Source organism: Flavobacterium sp. CF108 (assembly GCF_900129795.1).
Taxonomy (GTDB): domain Bacteria; phylum Bacteroidota; class Bacteroidia; order Flavobacteriales; family Flavobacteriaceae; genus Flavobacterium.
Genome location: NZ_FQWW01000007.1, coordinates 131,664 through 152,056, shown reverse-complemented (window position 1 = coordinate 152,056; position 20,393 = coordinate 131,664). Strand labels below are relative to the sequence as shown.

General features: G+C 34.6%; 21 protein-coding genes and 1 riboswitch. Of the genes, 5 read left to right on the top strand and 16 right to left on the bottom strand.

What is annotated here, in order from left to right:
- Positions 1-52: 52 nt before the first annotated feature.
- From BUE10_RS18660 to BUE10_RS18620, 8 genes are all read right to left on the bottom strand, one after another.
- Positions 53-1,525, bottom strand: a complete 1,473-nt coding sequence (locus BUE10_RS18660; protein WP_234984769.1) for an aminotransferase class V-fold PLP-dependent enzyme — start codon at positions 1,523-1,525, stop codon at positions 53-55.
- Between the two features lie 187 nt (positions 1,526-1,712).
- Entirely contained in the window at positions 1,713-2,702 is a 990-nt protein-coding gene (locus BUE10_RS18655) for a TlpA disulfide reductase family protein (RefSeq protein ID WP_073487567.1), read from the bottom strand.
- Between the two features lie 279 nt (positions 2,703-2,981).
- Positions 2,982-3,082, bottom strand: a riboswitch (SAM riboswitch).
- 283 nt (positions 3,083-3,365) lie between these two features.
- Entirely contained in the window at positions 3,366-4,451 is a 1,086-nt protein-coding gene (locus BUE10_RS18650; RefSeq protein WP_073487565.1) for an NAD(P)H-dependent flavin oxidoreductase, read from the bottom strand.
- Between the two features lie 16 nt (positions 4,452-4,467).
- Complete coding sequence (locus tag BUE10_RS18645; RefSeq protein ID WP_234984768.1) at positions 4,468-4,845, bottom strand: nuclear transport factor 2 family protein; 378 nt, start codon at positions 4,843-4,845, stop codon at positions 4,468-4,470.
- A 73-nt stretch (positions 4,846-4,918) separates the two neighbouring features.
- Entirely contained in the window at positions 4,919-5,653 is a 735-nt protein-coding gene (locus BUE10_RS18640; RefSeq protein WP_073487561.1) for an SDR family NAD(P)-dependent oxidoreductase, read from the bottom strand.
- Positions 5,654-5,658: 5 nt separating this feature from the next.
- Complete coding sequence (locus BUE10_RS18635; RefSeq protein WP_073487559.1) at positions 5,659-5,877, bottom strand: tautomerase family protein; 219 nt, start codon at positions 5,875-5,877, stop codon at positions 5,659-5,661.
- 4 nt (positions 5,878-5,881) lie between these two features.
- Positions 5,882-6,433, bottom strand: coding sequence for a YceI family protein (locus BUE10_RS18630; protein WP_073487558.1), 552 nt, complete (start codon positions 6,431-6,433; stop codon positions 5,882-5,884).
- 299 nt (positions 6,434-6,732) lie between these two features.
- Complete coding sequence (locus BUE10_RS18620) at positions 6,733-7,305, bottom strand: Crp/Fnr family transcriptional regulator (protein WP_073487554.1); 573 nt, start codon at positions 7,303-7,305, stop codon at positions 6,733-6,735.
- A gap of 171 nt (positions 7,306-7,476) precedes the next feature.
- Between BUE10_RS18620 and BUE10_RS18615 the strand changes: the two genes are divergently transcribed.
- The 3 genes from BUE10_RS18615 to BUE10_RS18605 all read left to right on the top strand — a co-directional run bounded on the left by BUE10_RS18615 (position 7,477) and on the right by BUE10_RS18605 (position 10,206).
- Positions 7,477-7,863, top strand: coding sequence for a DoxX family protein (locus BUE10_RS18615; protein WP_073487552.1), 387 nt, complete (start codon positions 7,477-7,479; stop codon positions 7,861-7,863).
- A gap of 328 nt (positions 7,864-8,191) precedes the next feature.
- The gene (locus tag BUE10_RS18610) at positions 8,192-9,064 is read left to right on the top strand and encodes an oxidoreductase (protein WP_073487550.1); all 873 of its coding nucleotides are present in this window, start codon (positions 8,192-8,194) and stop codon (positions 9,062-9,064) included.
- Between the two features lie 329 nt (positions 9,065-9,393).
- On the top strand, positions 9,394-10,206 hold the full coding sequence (locus BUE10_RS18605) for a helix-turn-helix domain-containing protein (protein ID WP_073487548.1): 813 nt from the start codon (positions 9,394-9,396) through the stop codon (positions 10,204-10,206).
- Positions 10,207-10,556: 350 nt separating this feature from the next.
- Here BUE10_RS18605 and BUE10_RS18600 read toward each other — a convergent pair whose 3' ends face one another.
- The 8 genes from BUE10_RS18600 to BUE10_RS18565 all read right to left on the bottom strand — a co-directional run bounded on the left by BUE10_RS18600 (position 10,557) and on the right by BUE10_RS18565 (position 18,510).
- A complete protein-coding gene (locus BUE10_RS18600; protein ID WP_053472760.1) occupies positions 10,557-11,324 on the bottom strand; it encodes a LytR/AlgR family response regulator transcription factor in 768 nt (255 codons plus the stop codon).
- Entirely contained in the window at positions 11,305-12,321 is a 1,017-nt protein-coding gene (locus tag BUE10_RS18595; protein WP_073487546.1) for a sensor histidine kinase, read from the bottom strand. The genes BUE10_RS18600 and BUE10_RS18595 overlap by 20 nt, the downstream gene beginning before the upstream one ends.
- 137 nt (positions 12,322-12,458) lie before the next feature.
- Positions 12,459-13,199 (bottom strand): DUF1223 domain-containing protein, encoded by a 741-nt coding sequence (locus BUE10_RS18590; protein WP_073487544.1) that lies wholly within the window; start codon positions 13,197-13,199, stop codon positions 12,459-12,461.
- A gap of 118 nt (positions 13,200-13,317) precedes the next feature.
- A complete protein-coding gene (locus BUE10_RS18585; RefSeq protein WP_091290706.1) occupies positions 13,318-13,728 on the bottom strand; it encodes an organic hydroperoxide resistance protein in 411 nt (136 codons plus the stop codon).
- Between the two features lie 131 nt (positions 13,729-13,859).
- Positions 13,860-14,861, bottom strand: a complete 1,002-nt coding sequence (locus BUE10_RS18580; RefSeq protein WP_073487541.1) for an alpha/beta fold hydrolase — start codon at positions 14,859-14,861, stop codon at positions 13,860-13,862.
- 406 nt (positions 14,862-15,267) lie between these two features.
- Complete coding sequence (locus BUE10_RS18575; protein ID WP_073487539.1) at positions 15,268-15,681, bottom strand: cupin domain-containing protein; 414 nt, start codon at positions 15,679-15,681, stop codon at positions 15,268-15,270.
- Positions 15,682-15,955: 274 nt separating this feature from the next.
- On the bottom strand, positions 15,956-17,248 hold the full coding sequence (locus BUE10_RS18570) for an epoxide hydrolase family protein (RefSeq protein ID WP_073487537.1): 1,293 nt from the start codon (positions 17,246-17,248) through the stop codon (positions 15,956-15,958).
- Between the two features lie 518 nt (positions 17,249-17,766).
- Entirely contained in the window at positions 17,767-18,510 is a 744-nt protein-coding gene (locus BUE10_RS18565) for an SDR family oxidoreductase (RefSeq protein ID WP_073487535.1), read from the bottom strand.
- Between the two features lie 591 nt (positions 18,511-19,101).
- On the opposite strand from BUE10_RS18565, the gene BUE10_RS18560 reads away from it, so the two are divergent.
- Together BUE10_RS18560 and BUE10_RS18555 are read left to right on the top strand one after the other, a co-directional pair.
- Positions 19,102-19,335 carry a hypothetical protein gene (locus tag BUE10_RS18560; protein WP_073487533.1) on the top strand — a complete coding sequence of 78 codons (234 nt, stop codon included), beginning with the start codon at positions 19,102-19,104 and terminating at the stop codon, positions 19,333-19,335.
- A 286-nt stretch (positions 19,336-19,621) separates the two neighbouring features.
- Positions 19,622-19,996 carry a hypothetical protein gene (locus BUE10_RS18555; RefSeq protein WP_073487532.1) on the top strand — a complete coding sequence of 125 codons (375 nt, stop codon included), beginning with the start codon at positions 19,622-19,624 and terminating at the stop codon, positions 19,994-19,996.
- Positions 19,997-20,393 lie beyond the last annotated feature (397 nt).

The window sequence follows — 20,393 nt, the reverse complement described above, 5'->3', positions numbered from 1 at the left end:
AGATTTTAAAAACCTGTCAGGTTTAATACTTTTCGAATATTTATTTTATGATTTATTCTAACTTAAACCATTCATTTACTTCTTCAGCTATAGTTTCTTTAATTTCAGGATTTTCAAATTCATTTGTTATGGGATTATACTCATAATCTTTCTGCCATTTTTTATAATGTAAAGATACTTGTTCAATTGCATCGCAAATAAAATTAAGTTCATCATTTGTCGTAATTGGATGCAGCGACAAACGTACCCAGCCCGGTTTATTAGTTTGGTTTCTCTCTAAAAGTTCGTTTGTAATTTGCGCTGATTTCTTTTCGTTTATATTGAACAAATAATGTGCATAAGTACTTGCACATGACCAGCCTCCGCGAACCTGAATCCCGAAACGGTCATTTAAAAGCCTTACGATTAAATTATAGTGAATATCTTCGATTATAAAAGAAACACAGCCAATTCTTTCTGTTTTTAAATCTCCTAAAATAGACAACCCTTTTATTTTTTGAAGTCTCGAAAAACAAAGAGCAAGCAGTTCTTTTTCTCTGTTTTTGATGTTTAAAACTCCCATTTTTTCTTTTAATTCTAAAGCTAAAGCAGCTCTTATTACTTGTAGAAAGCCTGGTGTCCCGCCATCTTCTCTAACTTCTATGTCCTCGCTATAACAATATCTTCCTAACGGATTGGTCCATTTTACATTTCCGCCGCCCGGATTATCGGGAAACTCAGATTGGTATAATTTTTCATTAAAAACCAAAACACCGCAAGTTCCCGGTCCGCCTAAAAATTTATGCGGAGAAAAGAAAATAGCATCTAATTGCTGTTCCGGATCTTTTGGGTGCATATCGATTTTGACATACGGTGCCGAAGCTGCAAAATCAACAAAGCAAAGTCCGCCGTTTTGGTGCATGATTTTGGCCAATTCATGATAAGGCGTAATAATTCCTGTAACGTTGGAACAAGCCGTAAACGAGCCTATTTTTAAGCTTCTATGAGCATATTTTTTAATTTCTTCGGAAAGAATTTTGGGATCGACTAAATTATTTTCGTCTGGAGGTAAAATCACAACATCGGCATTGGTTTCATACCACGAAACCTGATTAGAATGATGCTCCATGTGCGTTATAAAAACAACTGGTTTGTCATTTTCATATTCTTTTCGCAAACGCATAATACGGTGCAATTTTGATAAAGCCGCCGTCATTCCGGTTCCGGTTGTCACCAAAACATCAGATTCATTGGCATTTACTGATTTCTTAATGATATCTCTCGCATATTGATAAGCATGAGTTGAAGTCTTTCCTGTCTGACTAGAAAGTGAATGCGTATTGGCAATCATTGGACCAATTTTATTGAGCATAATATCCTCAATTGGAGCGTATAATCTTCCGCTGGCAACCCAATCTGCATAAAGCAGGTTTTGCTTTCCGTAAACGGATTTAAAGCGGTGATCTACTCCTATTGTATTTTCTCTAAATTTAGAGAAGTAACACTCCAATTCAATTGGTTCTGTTGTTTTCTCAATAGCATTCATTTCCTTTATCATTTTAATTAACTAAATTTTATTGATTGTTTTTTTTTTAACACATAGGAACATAGATTATATTCTAAATAAAAGATGTTTGAAAAAATCTAGATTTTCACACATAGCTATGTTTGTTAAAACAAGTGAAACGCCTCAGTAGATAAAGAAAAACTATGTTCCTATGTGTTTAAAAAAATTAATTTGCCTGCCCTAAAAGTGATTTAAGTGTAGTCTGCAATTCTTCTCCATGAAGATTTTTTGCTACGATTATTCCTTTAGAATCCACTAAATAATTCCCTGGAATAGCTCTTACACCGTATAATTTAGCAATAGCACTGTTCCAGAAAAGTAAATCAGAAACATGAATCCATGTTAAATTATCATCCTGAATTCCTTTAATCCAGTTTTCTTTCTTTTTATCTAAAGAAACACCTACGATGTTAAACCCTTTGTCGTGATATTCTTTGTAAGCCGCCACGATATTTGGATTTTCTCTTCGGCAAGGTCCGCACCATGAAGCCCAAAAATCAACTAAAGTGTAGCTTTTTAAATTTTCTGAAAGACGAACTGGTTTCCCCTGCGGATCATTAGCAGTAAAATCTGGGGCTTTTTTACCAACAGCCAATCCGTCTAAAACAGTAACCAGTTCTTTTAGTTCTTTCACATAAGTGGTACTTTGCAGACTTTTATCAAGCAAAGCAATGTTTTGAGTGATTTGTTCCGGCGTTAATCTATACGACCAGTTTCTGTACAATACATAAGCTGAAACTATAGATTTAGGATTTTCTGTAATGAATTTACTGATTTCTACATCTTTTGATTTTTTATAGGCATCAAATAAATTCTGAGATTCAGAACCTTCAACTACAGAGCTTGTATAATATTTCTTTGGGCTTAATTTTACTGTAATCGGCGTTTTTTCGAGGAAAATATACAATGGAGAATCTTCAGTATTTACACTTAAACCGTATAATTCTGGAGTTTTAACTTTGGTTTTAAAGCTAAAACTTCCGTCTTTTACTTTTACCGAATCAATTGTGGTAAACATTTTATTGTGGAATTTTTGCAAATACACATATTGAGCGACTGTATCGACAACAGTTCCTTTTAATTGCAAATTATTTTCTTGCGCCTGAGTTTGTGCAACTCCAAGAAATAAGGCAAAACCTAATAGTATTTTTTTCATTTTATTTTGATTTTAAGGTGATGATATGATTTTTATTATCGTTTAATATTGGGGCAAAAGAATTCCTTTAAGCCAATTTATAAAGGCTTTTAGCAAATAGTATTTAAAAAGAAATGAGAGAGAGTTTAATGCTTTCGCATTCGGAAACCAGCAAGACTATATTCTTCGAAAATTGAATTCAAAAGTTCGTCACTGTCGTGTAAAAAATGTAGTTTGGTTTTCATTTTAAAAAATAAATAATTTTAACAATGATGATCTTATTCAGATTTGCGCCAATCTTTCTTATCTGTCCCGCAAGGCGGGAAGGATTTAGCACCTTATTCGGTAACAGGTTGCTAAGACTTCATAGGGCCTACTCCCTCAGTCTTTCTGGATAAGTATCATTCAGAATTTTTCTGCGATACAAATATATATTAATTCTACCGAATTAGTAGTATTTAAAATTGTTTTTTTTGATTTTTATTTAAAAAACATTTTGCATACAATACAAATTACTGATATTTAATGAATTAAAACACAACTCAAATTTAAATAATTCCTTTTTTTATAATGGAAATTCATACAGTTAGAGTAAATGCCCTCGAATTTGCACACAGTTTAAACCCGACAGGTTTTTAAAACCTGTCGGGTTTGGCGTGAAGAGTCGAGATGACAAACGATACGTTATAATTTTAAATCATTAAAATACGCTGTAGTTTCTTCAATCAATGAATGCATCAATTCCTTTGCTTTTGTATGTTTTAATATTGGAGAAATTTGTCCGCCCCAAAACAATATCATATCCCATTTCTGCTGATCTAGTGCAGCTTTTCTTAAGGAAGAAATAAAAGTAGTCTGCAATGGAAAAGGCAGAATATTCGATTCTTTTCCTATAATATCTTTTGCAATTCGGCTTGTAATGCCACGTCCGAGTCTTCCAGTGTATGCGCGTGAAAGCGTTGTATATTTTGCTGCATCAGAAAATAACATTTCTCTGTGAATTGGCAATGCATTCGATTCATCGACAGCTAAAAAAGCGGTTCCTATTTGGGCTGCGCTGGCGCCTAAAGTTAAGGCTGCGGCGACACCTTTTCCGTCGGCAATTCCGCCAGCCGCAATGATTGGTGTTTTTATTTTTTCGCGCATTAACTGCAGTAAAACAAAAGTTCCGGTTACAGATGCTTCGGCATTGGTTAAAAAAGAAGGTCGGTGTCCGCCTGCTTCAAAACCAGAAGCAATAATCATATCAACGCCTTTACTTTCCAGAAAAATGGCTTCGTCTAAAGTTGTAGCTGCGCCCACGGTAACAATTCCTAATCTCCGGAATTGTTCTAAAACATCATCTGAAGGAACGCCAAACATAAAGCTGAAAACCTTTGGTTTAACATCTAAAATAACTTGTAACTGGTTTTCAAATCTTGATTGAAACGGCGCTGGTTTTTCCGGTAATGGAATTCCTAACTCGTCATAATAGGGTTTAAAAAGTGCTTTTGTTTTTTCAAATTGTTCATCGGTTAAACCACCATCCGGAATATCATGATCTGAAACCCAAAGATTAATGTTATATGGTTTATCCGTGGCTGCTTTTATTTGTTTATCAACTTCATAAATTTCCTGCGGACTTAAAGTGTAAGCTCCATAACCGCCCAATCCGCCAAGATTAGAAACAGTTGCTGTTAATTCTACCGTTGATAAATTGCCCCCAAAAGGGCCTTGCAAAATTGGGTAATCAATTCCTAACAGTTCCTTAGCTTTTGTATTGTACCACATTGCTTCAAATTTTAAATTATTTGCTGGTGTCTGTCAACATTTTATTGACGATAAGCCATTTGCCATTAATCTTATGGAAAGATAAAAAATCCCTATAATTAAAGTCATACATTTTAACATTTAATTCCGCTACAGCGATCGAATTTACAACGCTTATATGTAGAATTTCACCTTTAAAAGGTTTGCCTGAATCCTTTGGACTTTGACGGTTTTTAACGCCGTCTAAATACAAATCAACGGTTTTGAAATACGGTTGTCCATTTATATCTCCAAACAGGAATGTTCCGGGTTGAAAAATACTGCCAAGCAAGATTTCGTCGCCTTCGTATATACCTTTAAAATAATAGTTTTCTATTGCATTGGTAATGGCCTGAATTTCTATTTGATTTTCCATTTTACTAGTATTTTGGGCTTTTATGCCCTGAAAACCCCAGAGCATAAAAGCAGTTAATAATATAGTTTTCACCTTAATTTAAATTGTGTCCTGCACCTTTTCCACCATCAACATTGATGATTGATCCGGTAATAAAATTGCTTTTGGCAACTGTGTAGACCATTTCAGAAACATCGTCGATCTCTCCTACTCTGTTTAATAAATGTAACCCGGCACTTTGATCTGCGTTGTCACCGTGCATTGGCGTACGAATTACACCCGGAGCAACGGTATTGAAACGAATGTTTTGTTTTCCAAATTCGGCAGCCAACTGAATCGTTAAAGCATGAATTGCACCTTTACTGGCAATTGGTGCTGAAGCCGGCCATCCGCCTAAACCGTGATTTACAAGTGGTGTTCCGATATTAATTACAACACCGCCTTGTTGTTTCAGCATTTGCGGAAGCACTGATTGTGTAGTGAAATAAGTTCCTTTTAGATTGGTTTTTAAAAATGTATCTAAATACGCTTCGTCAACTTCTAAAAATGGTTTGCTGGCAAAAATCCCTGCATTATTAACCAATACGTCTACAGAACCAAATTTTTCTAAAGCAATTTTAACCAATTGCACTCCGGTTCTTTTATCGCTTACATCGCCAGCAAACATCGCCAGATTTTCGCCTGCTCCAAATTCATTGAAAGTTTTTTCTAATGAAGATGCTGTAACTGAGTTTATAACCACATTATCGCCTCTGTCTAAAAAATATTTAGCGATTCCTTTTCCGATACCTGAAGCTGCTCCGGTAACGATTATTGTTTGTTTTTTCATGATATTTATTTTTTGTCGGCTGTTATGCCTTTTTCTCTTAATACTGATACTTGTTCTCCTGCATAACCCCAATCGTCCAGTTCGATTTCCTGAATCACAACGTGAGTTAAATGCGGATCTTTATTTAATACTTCTGTAATCAGGTTGGTAATGCCGTTGATTAATTCTTGTTTTTGCCCGCGTGTTACTCCTTCGCGGGTCAATTCGATTTTTACGTAAGGCATGATATTAGTTTTTAGATTGTTCTGAAAAAGCTTCGGCAGTGATATTGAAATCAAGTTCAAAGTCGTTGTAAATTAAGGTATCTCCCAAATCTTTGAAGAAATTTCCTGAACGGAATTTGATATCATATTTTGTACGATCAATGATCAATTTACCTCCAAGTGAAAGTGTGTTGTTGTCATTGTTTACTTGTGCTTCAAACCCAACAAGATGTGTAATATCTTTTATAGTCAGGTTTCCTTCAAGATGATACGTTGTGCTTGATATTTCTTTTACGCTTAAAATATCTAATGTCGCTGTTGGGAATTTTTCGATAGAGAAAAAATCATCAGATGCAAGGTGTCCTGCAAATTGAGTGTTCGCTGCCGGATCTGTTACATCCAGAATTTTAATAGAAGTGGTGTCGATAACAACATTTCCTCCTTTTATTTTTCCATCATTAAAGATGAAATTACCATTTTTGATACCAATTGTACCATTATGTGCACCAGTAACTTTTCTACCAGTCCATTCTACGCTGCTGTTTGAGCTTACGATTTCAAAATTTATTGTTTCCATTTTTTGTTGTATTTAAAAGTACAGTACAAAGGAACGGCGACTATGGAAATCGGTTACGTGATGTAGATCACATTCTTATTTTTGAGGTACAAAGGTGCAAAGGGACAAAGAGACAAAGGTTTTTATATTGATATCGAATTTAAAGCGGTTTCAACCGCTGGAACGCAAAGTATTGCCATAATCAAGATCCCTGTGGTTGAAACCACAGGCAATATTTTTATAGCGATAAAAAATCTGTGGGAAATCAAATCTACGCAAAACAAAAAAATAAATCCGTAAAATCCGTGGGCTAAAAAAAACTAAGAATTATAAAGTCGGCTAAGGGTCTCTCTCGAAACACCTAAATAAGCAGCAATTAAATGCTTTGGAACTAAATTGTATAATTGAGGATATAAAGCCAAAAGTTCTTCATAACGTATTTTGACATTATTATTCATAAAGGATAAAAGTCTTTTTTGAGAAGCGATGTAGCCTTTATTCGTTCTCCATCTAAAGAAATGTTCCACCTGATGAAATTCGGCGCAAAGTTTTTCGCGGTCGTTATTAGAAAGGCAAAGCACTTCGGCATCCGTAATGCAATCAACATTTATGGCAGCCGGACTTTGGTTGTAAAGTGCATTATAATCAGATGTCCACCAGGTTGGCATCGCAAACTGCAGAATGTACATTTTGATTTCGTCATTAATATAAAAAGCTTTCAGACAACCCGAAATCACAAAATACTCACAATCCACTTTATCGCCTGCGCTGATAATCGTTTGTCCTTTTTTAAAAGATAATGGTTTGAAATGCGAAAAGAAATAATCAAACTCTTCCTCTGTGAGTGAAACTGTTTTGGCGATATGTTCTTTTAAAAGTGTTTTGGCTTCCATTTTAAATGGTGACTATTTTGGTTTGAAAATCATTTGTAAAGTTATAAAATCAAATGAACTTATTGATTGTCTATTTGGGATTTGAATTTGTCCGTTTCACCAAAACACCAATATGAAATCGATTGCCGTTGCTGCAAATTTGTCCTGTTTAACAACTTAAAATTTAAAATCATGAATGCAAAATCAACAAAAATTATTTATTGGACAGGAATTATTTTAACTTCTTTATGGTTTGGTGCCAGCGGATTTTTTGAACTTACAACCAACAAATTAGTTTGGGAAATTACACAGCTTCTAGGTTATCCGGCTCATTTTATTTACATCCTTGGTGTAATGAAAGTTTCCGGAGTTATCACCTTATTAATTCCGAATAAGTTATTACGATTAAAAGAATGGGTATTTGCGGGAGTATTTTTCGACATTATTTTCGCTTTCTTTTCAAAACTGGTTGTGTTAGGTTTTCCGGCAACTATTGATGCTATTATTGCTTTTGTAATGGTAAGTGTTACTTATATAATGTTTAGAAGATTATATACTGCAACTTATACAGCTAACTAATTTTTTTCGCCACAAAGTCGCGAAGACGCAAAGTTTTTATTTCACGCAGATTAAGCAGATTGCGCAGATTATTTAAAAAAAATATCTGCTCACATCTGCTTAAATCTTTTTAAATCTTTTTAAATCTGCGTGAAATAAAAAATCCTATTAATCCTTTTAATCTGTGGCAAAAAAAACTTAGTGCCTTTGTGCCTTCGTGGCAAAACACCTTTGTGCCTTCGTGGCAAAACACCTTTGAGCCTTAAAACAAATAATTTTGAGCTTTTCAACAAAACAACAACCTCTATTCCCGCCGTAAATTTGTAATGAACTTAAAAACACAATTACAATGAACAAAATATGGTTTATTACAGGAAGCTCTCGAGGATTAGGACGTAATCTTACTGAAGCAGTTTTAGAAAGCGGAGACAAAGTAGCTGCAACTGCACGAGACATTAATCAGTTAAATGATTTAAAAGAAAAATTTCAGGATCAGATTCTGCCTTTAAAATTAGATGTTACCAATTATGATGAAGTTCATCAGGCAGTAAATAAAGCTGTTGAACATTTCGGAAGAATCGATGTATTGGTTAACAATGCCGGATTCGGAATTATTGGTGCTGCAGAAGCGTATACAAGCGAACAGGTTCGCAGTCAGTTAGAAACCAATTTATATGCGCCAATCGAAATTACACGCGCGGTTCTGCCTTATATGCGTAAACAAGGTTCTGGCCGAATTTTACAAATTAGCTCTGTTGGCGGACGCGTTGGAAATCCGGGTTTAACAATGTATCAGGCAGCGAAATTTGGTCTTGGCGGATTTACCGAGGCTTTAGCCAAAGAAGTTGCACCGCTTGGAATTTTAGTTACGAGCGTAGAGCCGGGCGGTTTCCGTACCGATTGGGCAGGTGCATCGATGACATATGCCGAAGATATTGAAGGTTACGAAATGGTGAAACAACGCACCGATTTCTTTAAAGGAGGAAATTTTGTTCCGGTTGGAGATCCTGAAAAAGCGGCTAAAGTGATGGTTGATCTGGCTTTGCATCCAAATCCGCCTGTGCATCTTGTTTTGGGAAGCGAGGCAATTGGAATTTTACAAAACGCCGATCAAAACAGAACCGAAGAAATGGAAAAATGGATGAATGTAAGTTTGTCTACAGATCATGAAGACTCTGGAAGTTTTTTTGATTCAGCTCAGGCTAAATGGCTTAAGAAATAACAAATGCAATATCAATTACAATAAGATCATTGTAACTCATAATTTTTTAAACACATAGGGACATAGTTTTTCTTTGTCTATAAAGGCGTTTCACTTGTTTTAAACAAACATAGCTTAATGTTTTTTTACGCAGATTCAGTAGATTTATGCAGATCAAATTAAAAATCTGCGTATATCTGCTTGTATCATTAAAATCTGCGTGAAATAATTTATACGCAAAGCTATGTGTGAAAATCTAGATTTTTTCAAACATCTTTTATTTAGAATATAATCTATGTTTCTATGTGTTTAAAATATTCTCCAACCTTTAATTTTTATAAATTTGTGATATGAACGATTCAAAAATAAATCAGAAAACCTCGCCTATTGCGTATTCCTGTTATTACACACAGAATCGTGAAGGCGAGCAATTTGCTGCGCAGCATGTTTTGAGTTTTCAGATTTCGGGAGTTCTGACTTTAAATAACGGGAATAAAGAATACGTTTTTAATCCTGGTGATTTTAGATTTATCCGAAGAAATCAGCTTATAAAATTCATCAAACAACCCGATCCGAATACGGCTTTTCAGTCTATTTCTATTTATTTGAATCAGGAAGCGCTTCGGGATTATTCTATACAATACAATCAAAAAACAAATTTGATTAAAAGTCCGGAAACGGAAATGGTTTTGCAGTTAAAAGAAGTTCCGTTATTAAAAAGTTTTATGAATTCGTTGATTCCGTATATTAATGAAGATCAATTGATCAATGAAGAACTTCAAGCTTTAAAGGTAAATGAAGCAATTACTATTTTACTGCAATGCAATCCCGAATTAAAAGATATTCTTTTCGACTTTAACGAACCCGGAAAAATTGATCTGGAAGCGTTTATGAAAAAGAATTTTCATTTCAACGTACAATTAGATCGTTTTGCTTATTTAACGGGAAGAAGTCTGGCTACTTTTAAAAGGGATTTTCAGCGCATTTTTGATCTTTCCCCAAGCCGATGGCTCATTCAGAAAAGATTACAGGAAGCATATTATCAAATTAAAGAAAAAGGAAAAACACCTTCGGAAGTTTATTTAGAAGTGGGTTTTGAGGATTTATCGCATTTTTCATTTGCGTTTAAGAAACAGTTTGGGTTACCTCCTTCTAAAGTTTAGTTTTTTGTTTCAGGTTTTCTTTGTTTCAGGTTTCAAGTTTAAAAAATTTAACCGCAAAGTACGCTAAGATCTACGCAAAGATTCTTTTTTAATCTCGCAAAGACGCGAAATCGCAAAGTTTTTTTGTTTCACGCAGATTCAGCAGATTTAGGCAGATTTTAATAAATGTTTATTTAAATTCAGAAAAAATAATCTGCTCAAATCTGCCAAATCTGCGTGAAAAAATCCTTTTAATCTTTCTAATCTGTGGCAAAAAAAAGATCGCAAAACTATTATTCATATAGCTTTGCGATCTTTGCGTTATATAGAACTGTCACTTAAAAAACTTTGCGTGCTTTGCGGTTAAAAAGTTACCTATTCTCCAGCCAGCTTAAAAATGCCGTTGCTTTCTCTTTTCCAACTAATAATTTTTCTTCTGTTGGAATGGTTAGTTTGAGAATCAATTTTCTGGAAAAATAATGCTCTGCTTCTCTTATCGCCGAAAAGTTCACTAAATACTGTCTGTTGATTCTGAAAAACTGAATCGCCGATAAAAGCTTATGAACTTCATCCAGAGATTGCGTAATTTGATATTCGGTTTTATCAAAAGTGACGATGGTTGGTGTTTCATTTTTGATGTAGAAAAAGGCAATATTCTCTGTTTGAATCGTTTGGTATTTGTTGTTTTTAAAAACTAAAAAACTGCTTTTTCCTTTATTTTCTCCTGTTCTCGTTAAGAGATAATCGAAATCAGGCATCATTTTTTTATTTCTTTGGAAGAAGTTTTTCAGCTCGCCTGCTTTTTTAATAGCCTGCGAAATACTTTCTCTTGAAAAAGGTTTTAAGACATAATCGATTCCGTTTGATTTGAAAGCGTCGATGGCGTAATCATCAAAGGCCGTACAAAAAATAACCGGTGACAAAACTTCTACATTTTTGAAGATTTCAAAACTCAAACCATCTGCAAGTTGAATATCCATAAAAATCAAATCGGGCTGATCGTTTTCTAAAAGATAACTCACAGCTCCGTCTATACTTTGAATATACGACAAAATTTGAGCATCGGGTCTGATACTCAAAATTAGCTGACCAAGTGCTTTGGCCGTTTTTACTTCATCTTCAATTATTACGATAGTCATAAATCAGTGGTATTTTTACTTTAAAAAGGGTTTCGGTTTTATCAATTTCAATTTCCTTGTTAACTAAATGCAGAAAACGCTGGTTGATATTGTTCAGTCCAACGCCGGTTGACAAAGTTCCTCGTTTCAGCTGAATTGGGTTTTCGATTACCAAAAAATCATTTTCGGTATATAATTTAATTTTCAAAGGTTTATCAAGCGAAACCACATTGTGTTTGATACAATTCTCGATTAATAATTGCAATGAAAAAGGCGGAATCGCACAATCTAATTGTTTTTCATCGATTTCTTTTATCACTTCAAATCCATCTTCAAAACGGGCTTTCAGCAGATATACATATGAATCTAAAATTTGTAATTCTTCCTTTAACGGAATCAAATCCATTTTTCTGCTTTCGAGAGTAAATCTGTAAAAATCAGATAATTTCAGGATAAAATCAGAACTCTGCGGATCTTGCATATCCACCATTGATTTTAAAGTATTCAGACTGTTAAACAAAAAATGCGGATTTACCTGCTGTTTCAATAGTTCGTACTGCGCTCCTAAATGTACTGCTTTTGTACGCTCCAACTCCACTCCCATTTGCTGGGTCTGGTAATTCTGAAAAAGTAAATGCAGAAACATATACACAATCAAATTGATCAAAATACCTCGAAGTTCAAACATAATTGGCGCGTCCATTTTTGAAACCTGAAAAAGTTCCTGATGTGCAATTACGAGAATCACCATCAGCAAAATTCCCAAAACGACACTCAGTAAAAGTTTCCAGTTAAACAGGCTTTTATTTGTACGCTGCGATGAAAATTTGGGCAGACTATAAATGTTGTAATACCATATAAAAAGGGAAAACAGCAGTGTAATTGAAGAGTTTATGATGATGTCTCCAGGCGTAGAATCGGCATCAAATAATTTGGGGATTGAAGCCAGAATTGCAAGTGCAATCGAGCTTCCCCAAATAATTTTGAGTGAAACCTGAAAACGTTTTGATTTTTCCATAATTGTATCAGTTTTTATCCTGTTTGTCAAAGATAGGTTTATTTTGAAAAAATATTTCACGCAGATTTTGCAGATTAAAAAAATAAAAAAATCTTCAAAAATCTGTTTTAATCTTTTTAAATCTGCGTGAAAAACTATTAAGCTCGTTTTACTTCTAAAATAGCTCCTGAATTCATATCCTGAACAAACCCAATAATTTCAAAATCCTGTGCATTATAATTTTTAGGAAGATGAACTGGTGTTGTTCCTTTTTTAACTTTGTTCAAATCTACCCATTGCAGATTACGAACAATTTGATAATGCGATAAAACTCTATGTGCGTTCTCGCCTCTTTTTACATTGCTTTTGGCTTCTTTTTGAACTACAGCAATTAATAAACGGCTGTTTTTTGAAGTTCCTTCCACATTGTAATTTACAGCAATAGTATTCGCATTTTGACTGGCTTCTAAACTTAAATTCGTAAAAGCTGGTTTTGAAAGTGCCGATTTAATTCCGTTTCGTAAACTTGTTTCCTGAGAACCGATATAATCGATTTTTCCGTTAATGATTACTTGTGGCGTGTAGATTGGATCTTTGCCCATGTATTTGGCATAATCGTATTGTCTTTTTGTAAAATCGGCATTGCTAAAAATGTCTTTCCAACCTTGTTTGTCCCAATAATCAACGTGATAAGAAAGCACGTAAACATTTTTATCTTTTAATTCATTTTGAATTTTCCCAAGTAATTCATCAGCTGGCGGACAGCTCGAACAGCCTTCGGAAGTATATAATTCTAAAAGGGCAAAGCCTTTTTTATCTTGATTGCTTTGGCTGAAAATAGTGTTTCCTGTTAAGAAAAACAGCATCGCAAAAGCACTTATTATTTTTATCTTTTTCATGATCCTATTTATTTCCTGCAAGGTTTTTAAAACCTTGCAGGTATATTTTTTTATTTAGAAAGTCTATAATTTAAACCTACAAGGTTTTGAAAACCTTGCAGGTTAAGTAACGTAGAAATTAAAGGATGTTAATCTCTACATTTATATTTCCTCTTGTTGCTTTTGAGTACGGACAAGTTTGATGTGCCTGAGCTGCTAAAGCTTCTGCAGTTTCACGATCAATGTCAGGTAAGCTGATATTTAAACGTGCCTGCAAAGAATATTCGCCTTCTGTTACGCACAAATCTACTTCTGCGTCTACAGCAGTTTCTGCCGGAAGTCTAACTCCTTGTTTTGAAGCTGCAATTCCTAATGCGCCAATAAAACAAGCCGACCATCCTGCAGCAAATAACTGCTCTGGATTTGTTCCCGGACGTGAAGTTCCCGGAGAGCTTAATTTAATATTCAATTGTTCATCTGAACTTTGAGAAGCGCCTTCTCTACCACCTGTTGTGTGTGTTTTTCCTGTGTATAAGATTTTTGTTTCCATAGTAATTTTAGATTTTAGATTGTTGATTTTAGATTATTTCTGATTTTTTTAATTTTATTATTGAAATTGATTTTTGAGATTGCCATTGACATTTACTAACATTGGAATTTGGAATTTCAAAAAATTGGAATTTATTTCATCCCATCTACATCAATTATCGCCTGTGCAAATGATTTTGGGTCTTCTTGCGGTACGTTGTGTCCTATTCCTTTTAGAATTCTGTGGGCGTATTTTCCGGTGAATTTGTTGGCGTATGCTTTTCCATCTGCGAAAGCGCCGTCAAAATCACTTCCTATTGTAATTGTTGGTACTTTAATTTCCGGTCTTGCGGCAAGACGTTTTTCTAAACTGTCATATTTAGATTCTCCTGGTTCAAGAGATTGTCTCCATCTGTAATTGTGAATTACGATTGCAACGTGATCTGGGTTGTCAAAAGACTGAGCTGTTTGATCGTAAGTAGCTTTGTCGAAATTCCATAACGGAGAAGCAATCTGCCAAATTTGTTTGTTGAATTCGTAAGTATTTTGGCTGTAACCTAATTTTCCTCTTTCAGTTGCAAAATAATATTGGTACCACCATCCTAATTCTGCTTTTGGAGGTAATGGTTTTAAATTAGCTTCTAAATTCACAACCAAATAACCGCTTACCGAAACCAGACCTTTTACACGTTCCGGCCAAAGTGCCGCCATAACTACCGCTGTTCTGGCTCCCCAATCAAATCCGCCAACTACAGCTTTATCGATTTTTAAAGCATCCATAAAAGCAATAATATCACTTGCTAAAGCTGCTTGCTGTCCGTTTCTGAAAGTGTCTTTTGAAAGGAAAGTTGTTGTTCCTGAACCTCTTAAATAAGGTGTAAAAACGTGATATCCTTTTGAAACTAAAATTGGCACTACTTCATTGTAACTGTGAATATCGTAAGGCCATCCGTGAAGCAGGATTACCGGAGTTCCGTTTGAAGGGCCTGCTTCAGTATATCCTACATTTAATAATCCGGCATTGATTTGTTTTAAAGTTCCTAGTGAACCGTCTTGTTTTTCTGTTTGTGCAATTGATACTGCATTTACTAAAAGAAAGGCAATTAAAAGAGCTGTGTTTGTAATACTGTTTTTGATTTTTACTATCGTTTTCATAATTATTATTTTTTTGATTAGTTGATTATCAGTTAATTTCTTCGTCAAAGGTATCTTGACAATCCTCGTTTTAAAAGGAGAAAAAAGCCGAAGTGGACAAAGTAAAAGTTGAAATGGACAGAAGTTTTTTTTAACCGAAAAGGCGCTAAGGTCTACGCAAGGTTCGCGAAGTTTTTTTGCATACAGCTTTGTGATCTTTATGTTAAGCTTTTGCCACAGATTAAAAGGATTAAAATGATTTTTTCACGCAGATTCTGCAGATTTAGCAGATTATTTTTGCTGAATTCATTGTAAATAATTTAATCAAATCTGCAGAATCTGCGGGAAACAAAAACTTTGCGAACTTTGCGTATTCTTAGCGCACTTTGCGGTTAAACCTATTCGCATTTCAACCTGAAACTTGAAACTATTTTTTCATAACCAAAACCGGTTTTCCTTTTTCAACTATATAAGTTGCCAGTTCTGATGCTTTTGTATTGGTATTATTTTTAGCAGAGTGAACCACTCCTGCGGGAATAAAAAGCACTTCTCCGGCTTTTAAAGTAACTGGCGCCTGACCTTCTACTTCATATTCAAGTGAACCTTCTAATACATAAATGATTTCTTCACCCGGATGAGAATGTTTTCCGAAAGCGGTATGTCCGTCAAAATCAATTCTGGCTTGAACGGTTTCTCTTCCCGGAATGCTGAGATCGTGTTTTTGTAAATCAGTACGTTTTATTCCGGTTTGGGCTGCAATTTGATTCGGAATTAAAAAGGCGATTATTCCTAAAATTATAATGGCGATTATTACCCAAGTTTTTTGTTTTTTAGTTTCCATGACTTTATTTTTTTAATAGTTAGTTTTTTAAACACATAGGGACATGGTTTTTCTTTGTCCAGAAAGGCGTTTCACTTGTTTTGAACAAACATAGTTTACTGGGTGTTTCACGCAGATTTTAAAAAGATTTAAGCAGATAAACGCAGATTTTTTTATTTAATTTAATCTGCTCAAATCTGCCACCCGAGCGATAGCGAACTGGCGAAGCAAATCTGCGTGAAACTTTTTTAGCATATAAGATATCTACGTTTCTATGTGTTTAAAAATTATTAGATTATTTTCTCAATGATTTAAAAGCTGCACGAAGTTCAACTGAAAACAATTGTGGTTCTTCCCAGGAAGCAAAATGTCCGCCTTTGTTTACTTCTTTAAAATAAATCAGGTTTTTGTATGCTTTTTCAGCCCATGTTTTTGGCGCTTGATAAATCTCACCCGGAAAAACAGTTATCGCAACCGGAATCTTAATTTCAGCTGTTCTTTGTTCTACCGCATTGAAGTTATTGTTGTTATTTTCCCAATATAAATTAGCCGATGAATTGGCTGTATTAGTAAACCAGTAAAGCGAAATATCATCCAGCATTTCATCTTTAGTCAATGATTTTTCGGCATTTCCTCCGCTGTATGTCCAATCGTTGAATTTATCCAGGAAAAACGAAGCCAAACCTACAGGAGAATCTGTAAGTCCGTAACCTAAAGTCTGCGGACGAGTCACCATCATTCCGGCATAACCACCGCCTTTTGTGTATAATTTATTCAGAGAATTAAAAGCTGCATTTTCTTTAACCGATAATCCTTTTGGTGCAGGATCTCCGTCTTTAAGTGCTTTGGCAACATCAGCCGGAACTGTTGCAGGCATGTTTACGTGAATTCCCAATAAACCTTCAGGAGCTTGTCGCGCCATAGCATCGGCAATTACAGAACCCCAGTCACCGCCTTGCGAAACATACTGTTTGTACCCCAAACGTTTCATTAAAACATCCCAGGCGTTTCCAATTTTCTCTGGCCCCCAGCCTGTTCCTTTTGGCTTTTCAGAAAAACCGTAACCCGGCATCGAAGGAATAACCAAATCAAAAGCATCTTCGGCTTTTCCGCCATACGCTGTTGGATCTGTTAATGGGCCAATTACTTTTAAAAGTTCAAAAAACGAACCCGGCCATCCGTGAGTAATAATTAACGGTAAGGCATTTTTATGTTTAGATTTGATGTGAATGAACTGAATATCCAGTCCGTCAATGTTGGTTACAAATTGAGGCAATGCATTTAGTTTTTCTTCTGTTTTATGCCAGTCATAATCCGTTCCCCAGTATTTAACCAGATTCTGAATCTGATCCAGTTTTACTCCCTGCGATTGATCTGTTACCGTTTCTTTATCCGGCCATCTTGTAGCATTTACACGATTGCGAAGTTCTGTAATCGCTTCCTGCGAAACGCTGATGTGATACGGACGAATTAAATTACAATCGGTTTTAGTTTCGTTCTGTGCAAAAGATACGGCAGAAGCCAACATAAAAGTTCCGGCTGCGATAGCGTTTAAAAAACTACGCTTGTTTAGTTGAAGTGTTTTCATTTTTTTGATTTTTAAATTATTTGAATATCAGTTAATTTCTTCGTCAAAAGTATTTCGATAACCCTTCTTACGAAATCAGAAAACAGTCCAAACGGGCGAAGTTTGAGGTGAAATGGACAGTCTTGGAGTTAGGAGTTTTGAGTTTGAAATGCGAATGTTTTTTTTAACGCAAAGTGCGCTAAGGTTTTTTTACTTTTAGAGATTTGTAAAAATGCGAAGGTCGCAAAGCTATGTGGGTAATAACTTTGCGACCTTTGTGTGATATTTTTTTGCCACAGATTAAAAGGATTAAAATGATTTTTCCCGCAGATTCTGCAGATTTAGGCAGATTTTAATTGATTGTTTATTCAAAAATTTAAAAAAATAATCTGCTCAAATCTGCCAAATCTGCGTGAAACAAAAAAACTCTGCGACTTCGCGACTTTGCGAGATTAAAAAAATCTTAGCGAACCTTGCGTAAACCTTAGCGCTCTTTGCGGTTAAACTTCAATTCACAATTAATAATTCACAATTCACCATTAAGCCAACACCATTCCCCCATCCATAATAAAATCTGCTCCGGTGATGAATTTTGCGGCTTCACTGCTTACATACGAAACCATTTTGGCAACATCTTCAGATTTTCCCATTTGTTTTAACGGCACTTTCTCCACAACCATATCCATAATCCCATTTACGGTTGCTTCATCTAAACCAACTTTTTTCATGACTTCGGTTTGGGTTGGGCCCGGGCTAACAGAATTCACTCTAATTTTTCTAGGCGCTAATTCTAAAGCTGCTGATCTCATAACCGAATTCAAAGCCGTTTTACTCGCCGAATAAACCGAAGATCCCGGCCCCGGCATACTCGCAGTATTCGAAGAAAGAAATACCACCGACGCACCATCATTCAAAATTGGAATAAACCGACTCAACGTAAAATAGGCTCCTTTTAAATTCACATCCATAATACTGTCAAATTGTTCTTCTGTTGCCTGTTCAATATTTCCTAAACCGGCAATTCCGGCATTGATAAAAAGAATATCTACTTTAACAAAATCCTGTTTAACTTTTAAAGCCAGACTTTCAATATCCGAAATATTGGACTGATCTGATGTTATTGCCGAAACTCCCAATTCCAGCGCCGCTTTTTCTATTGCTTCTTTTCTTCTTCCGGTAATAATAACTTGCGCTCCTTGTTCTTTTAATTGTTTTGCTGTGGCGTAACCTATACCGCTGTTTCCACCTGTTATTACAGCTATTTTATCTTTTAAATTGTCCATTTTTATATGTTTAAAATTAATGGAGCAAAGTTAAATCTCAAAACACATTGCTTTTTTAATGGTATCATAGAGTATACCTGCAATAGAAATTCATGATTTAATTCCTTTCAAAAGATTTAATTGCCGAAGATGACAACAACAACGCCTTAAATACATATAATTAAACCCAATTCTTTTGAGGCTTTCGCCGAAATTCCAAAGACAATTTTGAGTATTATCGAAGCTTAGGTTTTCATTTCCATTTCTTATATTCGTATTTGATTTTTAAGGAGCTATTTCCAGCTATCCGCTGTATCTTTTGCGCCGAACCCCGGCACAAAAGGATGTCGCTCCTATCTGGGCTAGGACACTCATTTTCATAAGAGGATTTTGTGGAAATTAGATTTAGAAGCAAAAACTTAAAAGAAATAATTTTCTTACAATTTTAAATATTTTTTGATATCTTTACAGTCCTAATAGTTAAGATATGATATCAGAAAAAAAGCTTGCCCGTGTGGTATGGTGGCGGTATTGGAAACAACTGCAACGCTCTCTTAACAGCGTAGGACACCTAAGTCATGCGGGTTTTATATTTCCCTAAAAGTTAAGATTATGAGTACCAAACCCCTTTCCAAAGAAGCCGAAATCAGACTTACCAATTTCTTCAATCAAACCGTAGCGCCAGAACAAATGGCAAAAGCCTTAAGGCAGGCAAATTATGTTCTTTCCTTAAGTTTAATAAGAGAAAACGAAACTCTTCAACAAGAAATACTAAAACTAGAAAACAGCTTTTACTGGCTCAATGAACTAGCCGAGATTTTGAATCCTTATTTGGATGTGGAGTAAATTCTAACAAATTTTTTAAAACTTTAAAACCCTTGATCTTTTTATGATTGAGGGTTTTATTTTTGATTTTGATTTGGAAAATACCGTAAAAGTACGCGTTGTTTTGGGTTTGGATTATTGATATACTTGTTAGAATATTTTTTAATTGATTATGGATTTCCGTAAATCTCATCATTTAACTTTCAATAAATTTACCTCATGGAAACTAAATTTCATTGTTATCGCAAATCATGAGAAAGAGTAAATAAATTTCCTAATTAACAAATTGAACCAAAAATAAAAAAATATGAGTTTAAAAATCCACCGTGTAAAAAATTCAAATGATCCTCAGAAAGAATTTGTTATCCTTAAAGCAACTGGTAAAGTCAATTTAAAAGATTATGCAATTGTAGATAAAACTTTTGATTCTGGAGGTAAAATATCTAATGAGTTTAGACATTTTTATAACCTTCCCAATCTAGAAATAAATCTTGGAGAATGGGCTTTTATTTGTACTGGTACTGGAAAAAATCGTGTTATAAATCAAGATTCAAAAATTATACATTTATTACATTGGAATGCAAAAGAATGTGTTTGGAACGACCAAGGTGGTGATACAGCAACATTAATTAAATTTGATGTTATTAATAGTGTAACAGTTCCTCCAATCGATAAAGAATAATTTTTTTCAATCAAACCAAACTGTAGCGCTAAAAAAATGGCAAAAAGCATTAGACTGGTAAATTTTATTCTTGATTTAGGTTTTATTAGTGAAAGGAAACAAAATCAAACTAGAAAAATAACTTTTATTCGTTTAATATAGTTGAGATTTTGAATCCCTATTTTTGATGCGAAGTAGTCTTTTTGTCTTAAAGATTTTATGAACCCTTGATCATTTTATGATTGAGGGTTAATAGCAATAAATCATAAAACAGTTTTTATGATATCATAATAAATAAAATAAAGTAAACAAAACTAACAATAGAATGCTATTTGTATTTGACTTAGTTAATCATTCTTTCTAAGATTTCTATATTTTGATACTTTACATTTTTCCTCATTTTTTTAATTAATAATTC

What these genes read in the sequence shown, in the direction of transcription:
- BUE10_RS18560 (WP_073487533.1), top strand. Translation starts at nt 19,102, where the DNA reads ATGAGTACCAAACCCCTTTCCAAAGAAGCCGAAATCAGACTTACCAAT.
- BUE10_RS18630 (WP_073487558.1), bottom strand. Translation starts at nt 6,433, where the DNA reads ATGGAAACAATAAATTTTGAAATCGTAAGCTCAAACAGCAGCGTAGAA.
- BUE10_RS18645 (WP_234984768.1), bottom strand. Translation starts at nt 4,845, where the DNA reads ATGGAAAATCAAATAGAAATTCAGGCCATTACCAATGCAATAGAAAAC.
- BUE10_RS18570 (WP_073487537.1), bottom strand. Translation starts at nt 17,248, where the DNA reads ATGAAAACACTTCAACTAAACAAGCGTAGTTTTTTAAACGCTATCGCA.
- BUE10_RS18620 (WP_073487554.1), bottom strand. Translation starts at nt 7,305, where the DNA reads ATGGAAGCCAAAACACTTTTAAAAGAACATATCGCCAAAACAGTTTCA.
- BUE10_RS18605 (WP_073487548.1), top strand. Translation starts at nt 9,394, where the DNA reads ATGAACGATTCAAAAATAAATCAGAAAACCTCGCCTATTGCGTATTCC.
- BUE10_RS18635 (WP_073487559.1), bottom strand. Translation starts at nt 5,877, where the DNA reads ATGCCTTACGTAAAAATCGAATTGACCCGCGAAGGAGTAACACGCGGG.
- BUE10_RS18610 (WP_073487550.1), top strand. Translation starts at nt 8,192, where the DNA reads ATGAACAAAATATGGTTTATTACAGGAAGCTCTCGAGGATTAGGACGT.
- BUE10_RS18655 (WP_073487567.1), bottom strand. Translation starts at nt 2,702, where the DNA reads ATGAAAAAAATACTATTAGGTTTTGCCTTATTTCTTGGAGTTGCACAA.
- BUE10_RS18640 (WP_073487561.1), bottom strand. Translation starts at nt 5,653, where the DNA reads ATGAAAAAACAAACAATAATCGTTACCGGAGCAGCTTCAGGTATCGGA.
- BUE10_RS18590 (WP_073487544.1), bottom strand. Translation starts at nt 13,199, where the DNA reads ATGAAAAAGATAAAAATAATAAGTGCTTTTGCGATGCTGTTTTTCTTA.
- BUE10_RS18585 (WP_091290706.1), bottom strand. Translation starts at nt 13,728, where the DNA reads ATGGAAACAAAAATCTTATACACAGGAAAAACACACACAACAGGTGGT.
- BUE10_RS18615 (WP_073487552.1), top strand. Translation starts at nt 7,477, where the DNA reads ATGAATGCAAAATCAACAAAAATTATTTATTGGACAGGAATTATTTTA.
- BUE10_RS18565 (WP_073487535.1), bottom strand. Translation starts at nt 18,510, where the DNA reads ATGGACAATTTAAAAGATAAAATAGCTGTAATAACAGGTGGAAACAGC.
- BUE10_RS18595 (WP_073487546.1), bottom strand. Translation starts at nt 12,321, where the DNA reads ATGGAAAAATCAAAACGTTTTCAGGTTTCACTCAAAATTATTTGGGGA.
- BUE10_RS18575 (WP_073487539.1), bottom strand. Translation starts at nt 15,681, where the DNA reads ATGGAAACTAAAAAACAAAAAACTTGGGTAATAATCGCCATTATAATT.
- BUE10_RS18600 (WP_053472760.1), bottom strand. Translation starts at nt 11,324, where the DNA reads ATGACTATCGTAATAATTGAAGATGAAGTAAAAACGGCCAAAGCACTT.
- BUE10_RS18580 (WP_073487541.1), bottom strand. Translation starts at nt 14,861, where the DNA reads ATGAAAACGATAGTAAAAATCAAAAACAGTATTACAAACACAGCTCTT.
- BUE10_RS18660 (WP_234984769.1), bottom strand. Translation starts at nt 1,525, where the DNA reads ATGAATGCTATTGAGAAAACAACAGAACCAATTGAATTGGAGTGTTAC.
- BUE10_RS18555 (WP_073487532.1), top strand. Translation starts at nt 19,622, where the DNA reads ATGAGTTTAAAAATCCACCGTGTAAAAAATTCAAATGATCCTCAGAAA.
- BUE10_RS18650 (WP_073487565.1), bottom strand. Translation starts at nt 4,451, where the DNA reads ATGTGGTACAATACAAAAGCTAAGGAACTGTTAGGAATTGATTACCCA.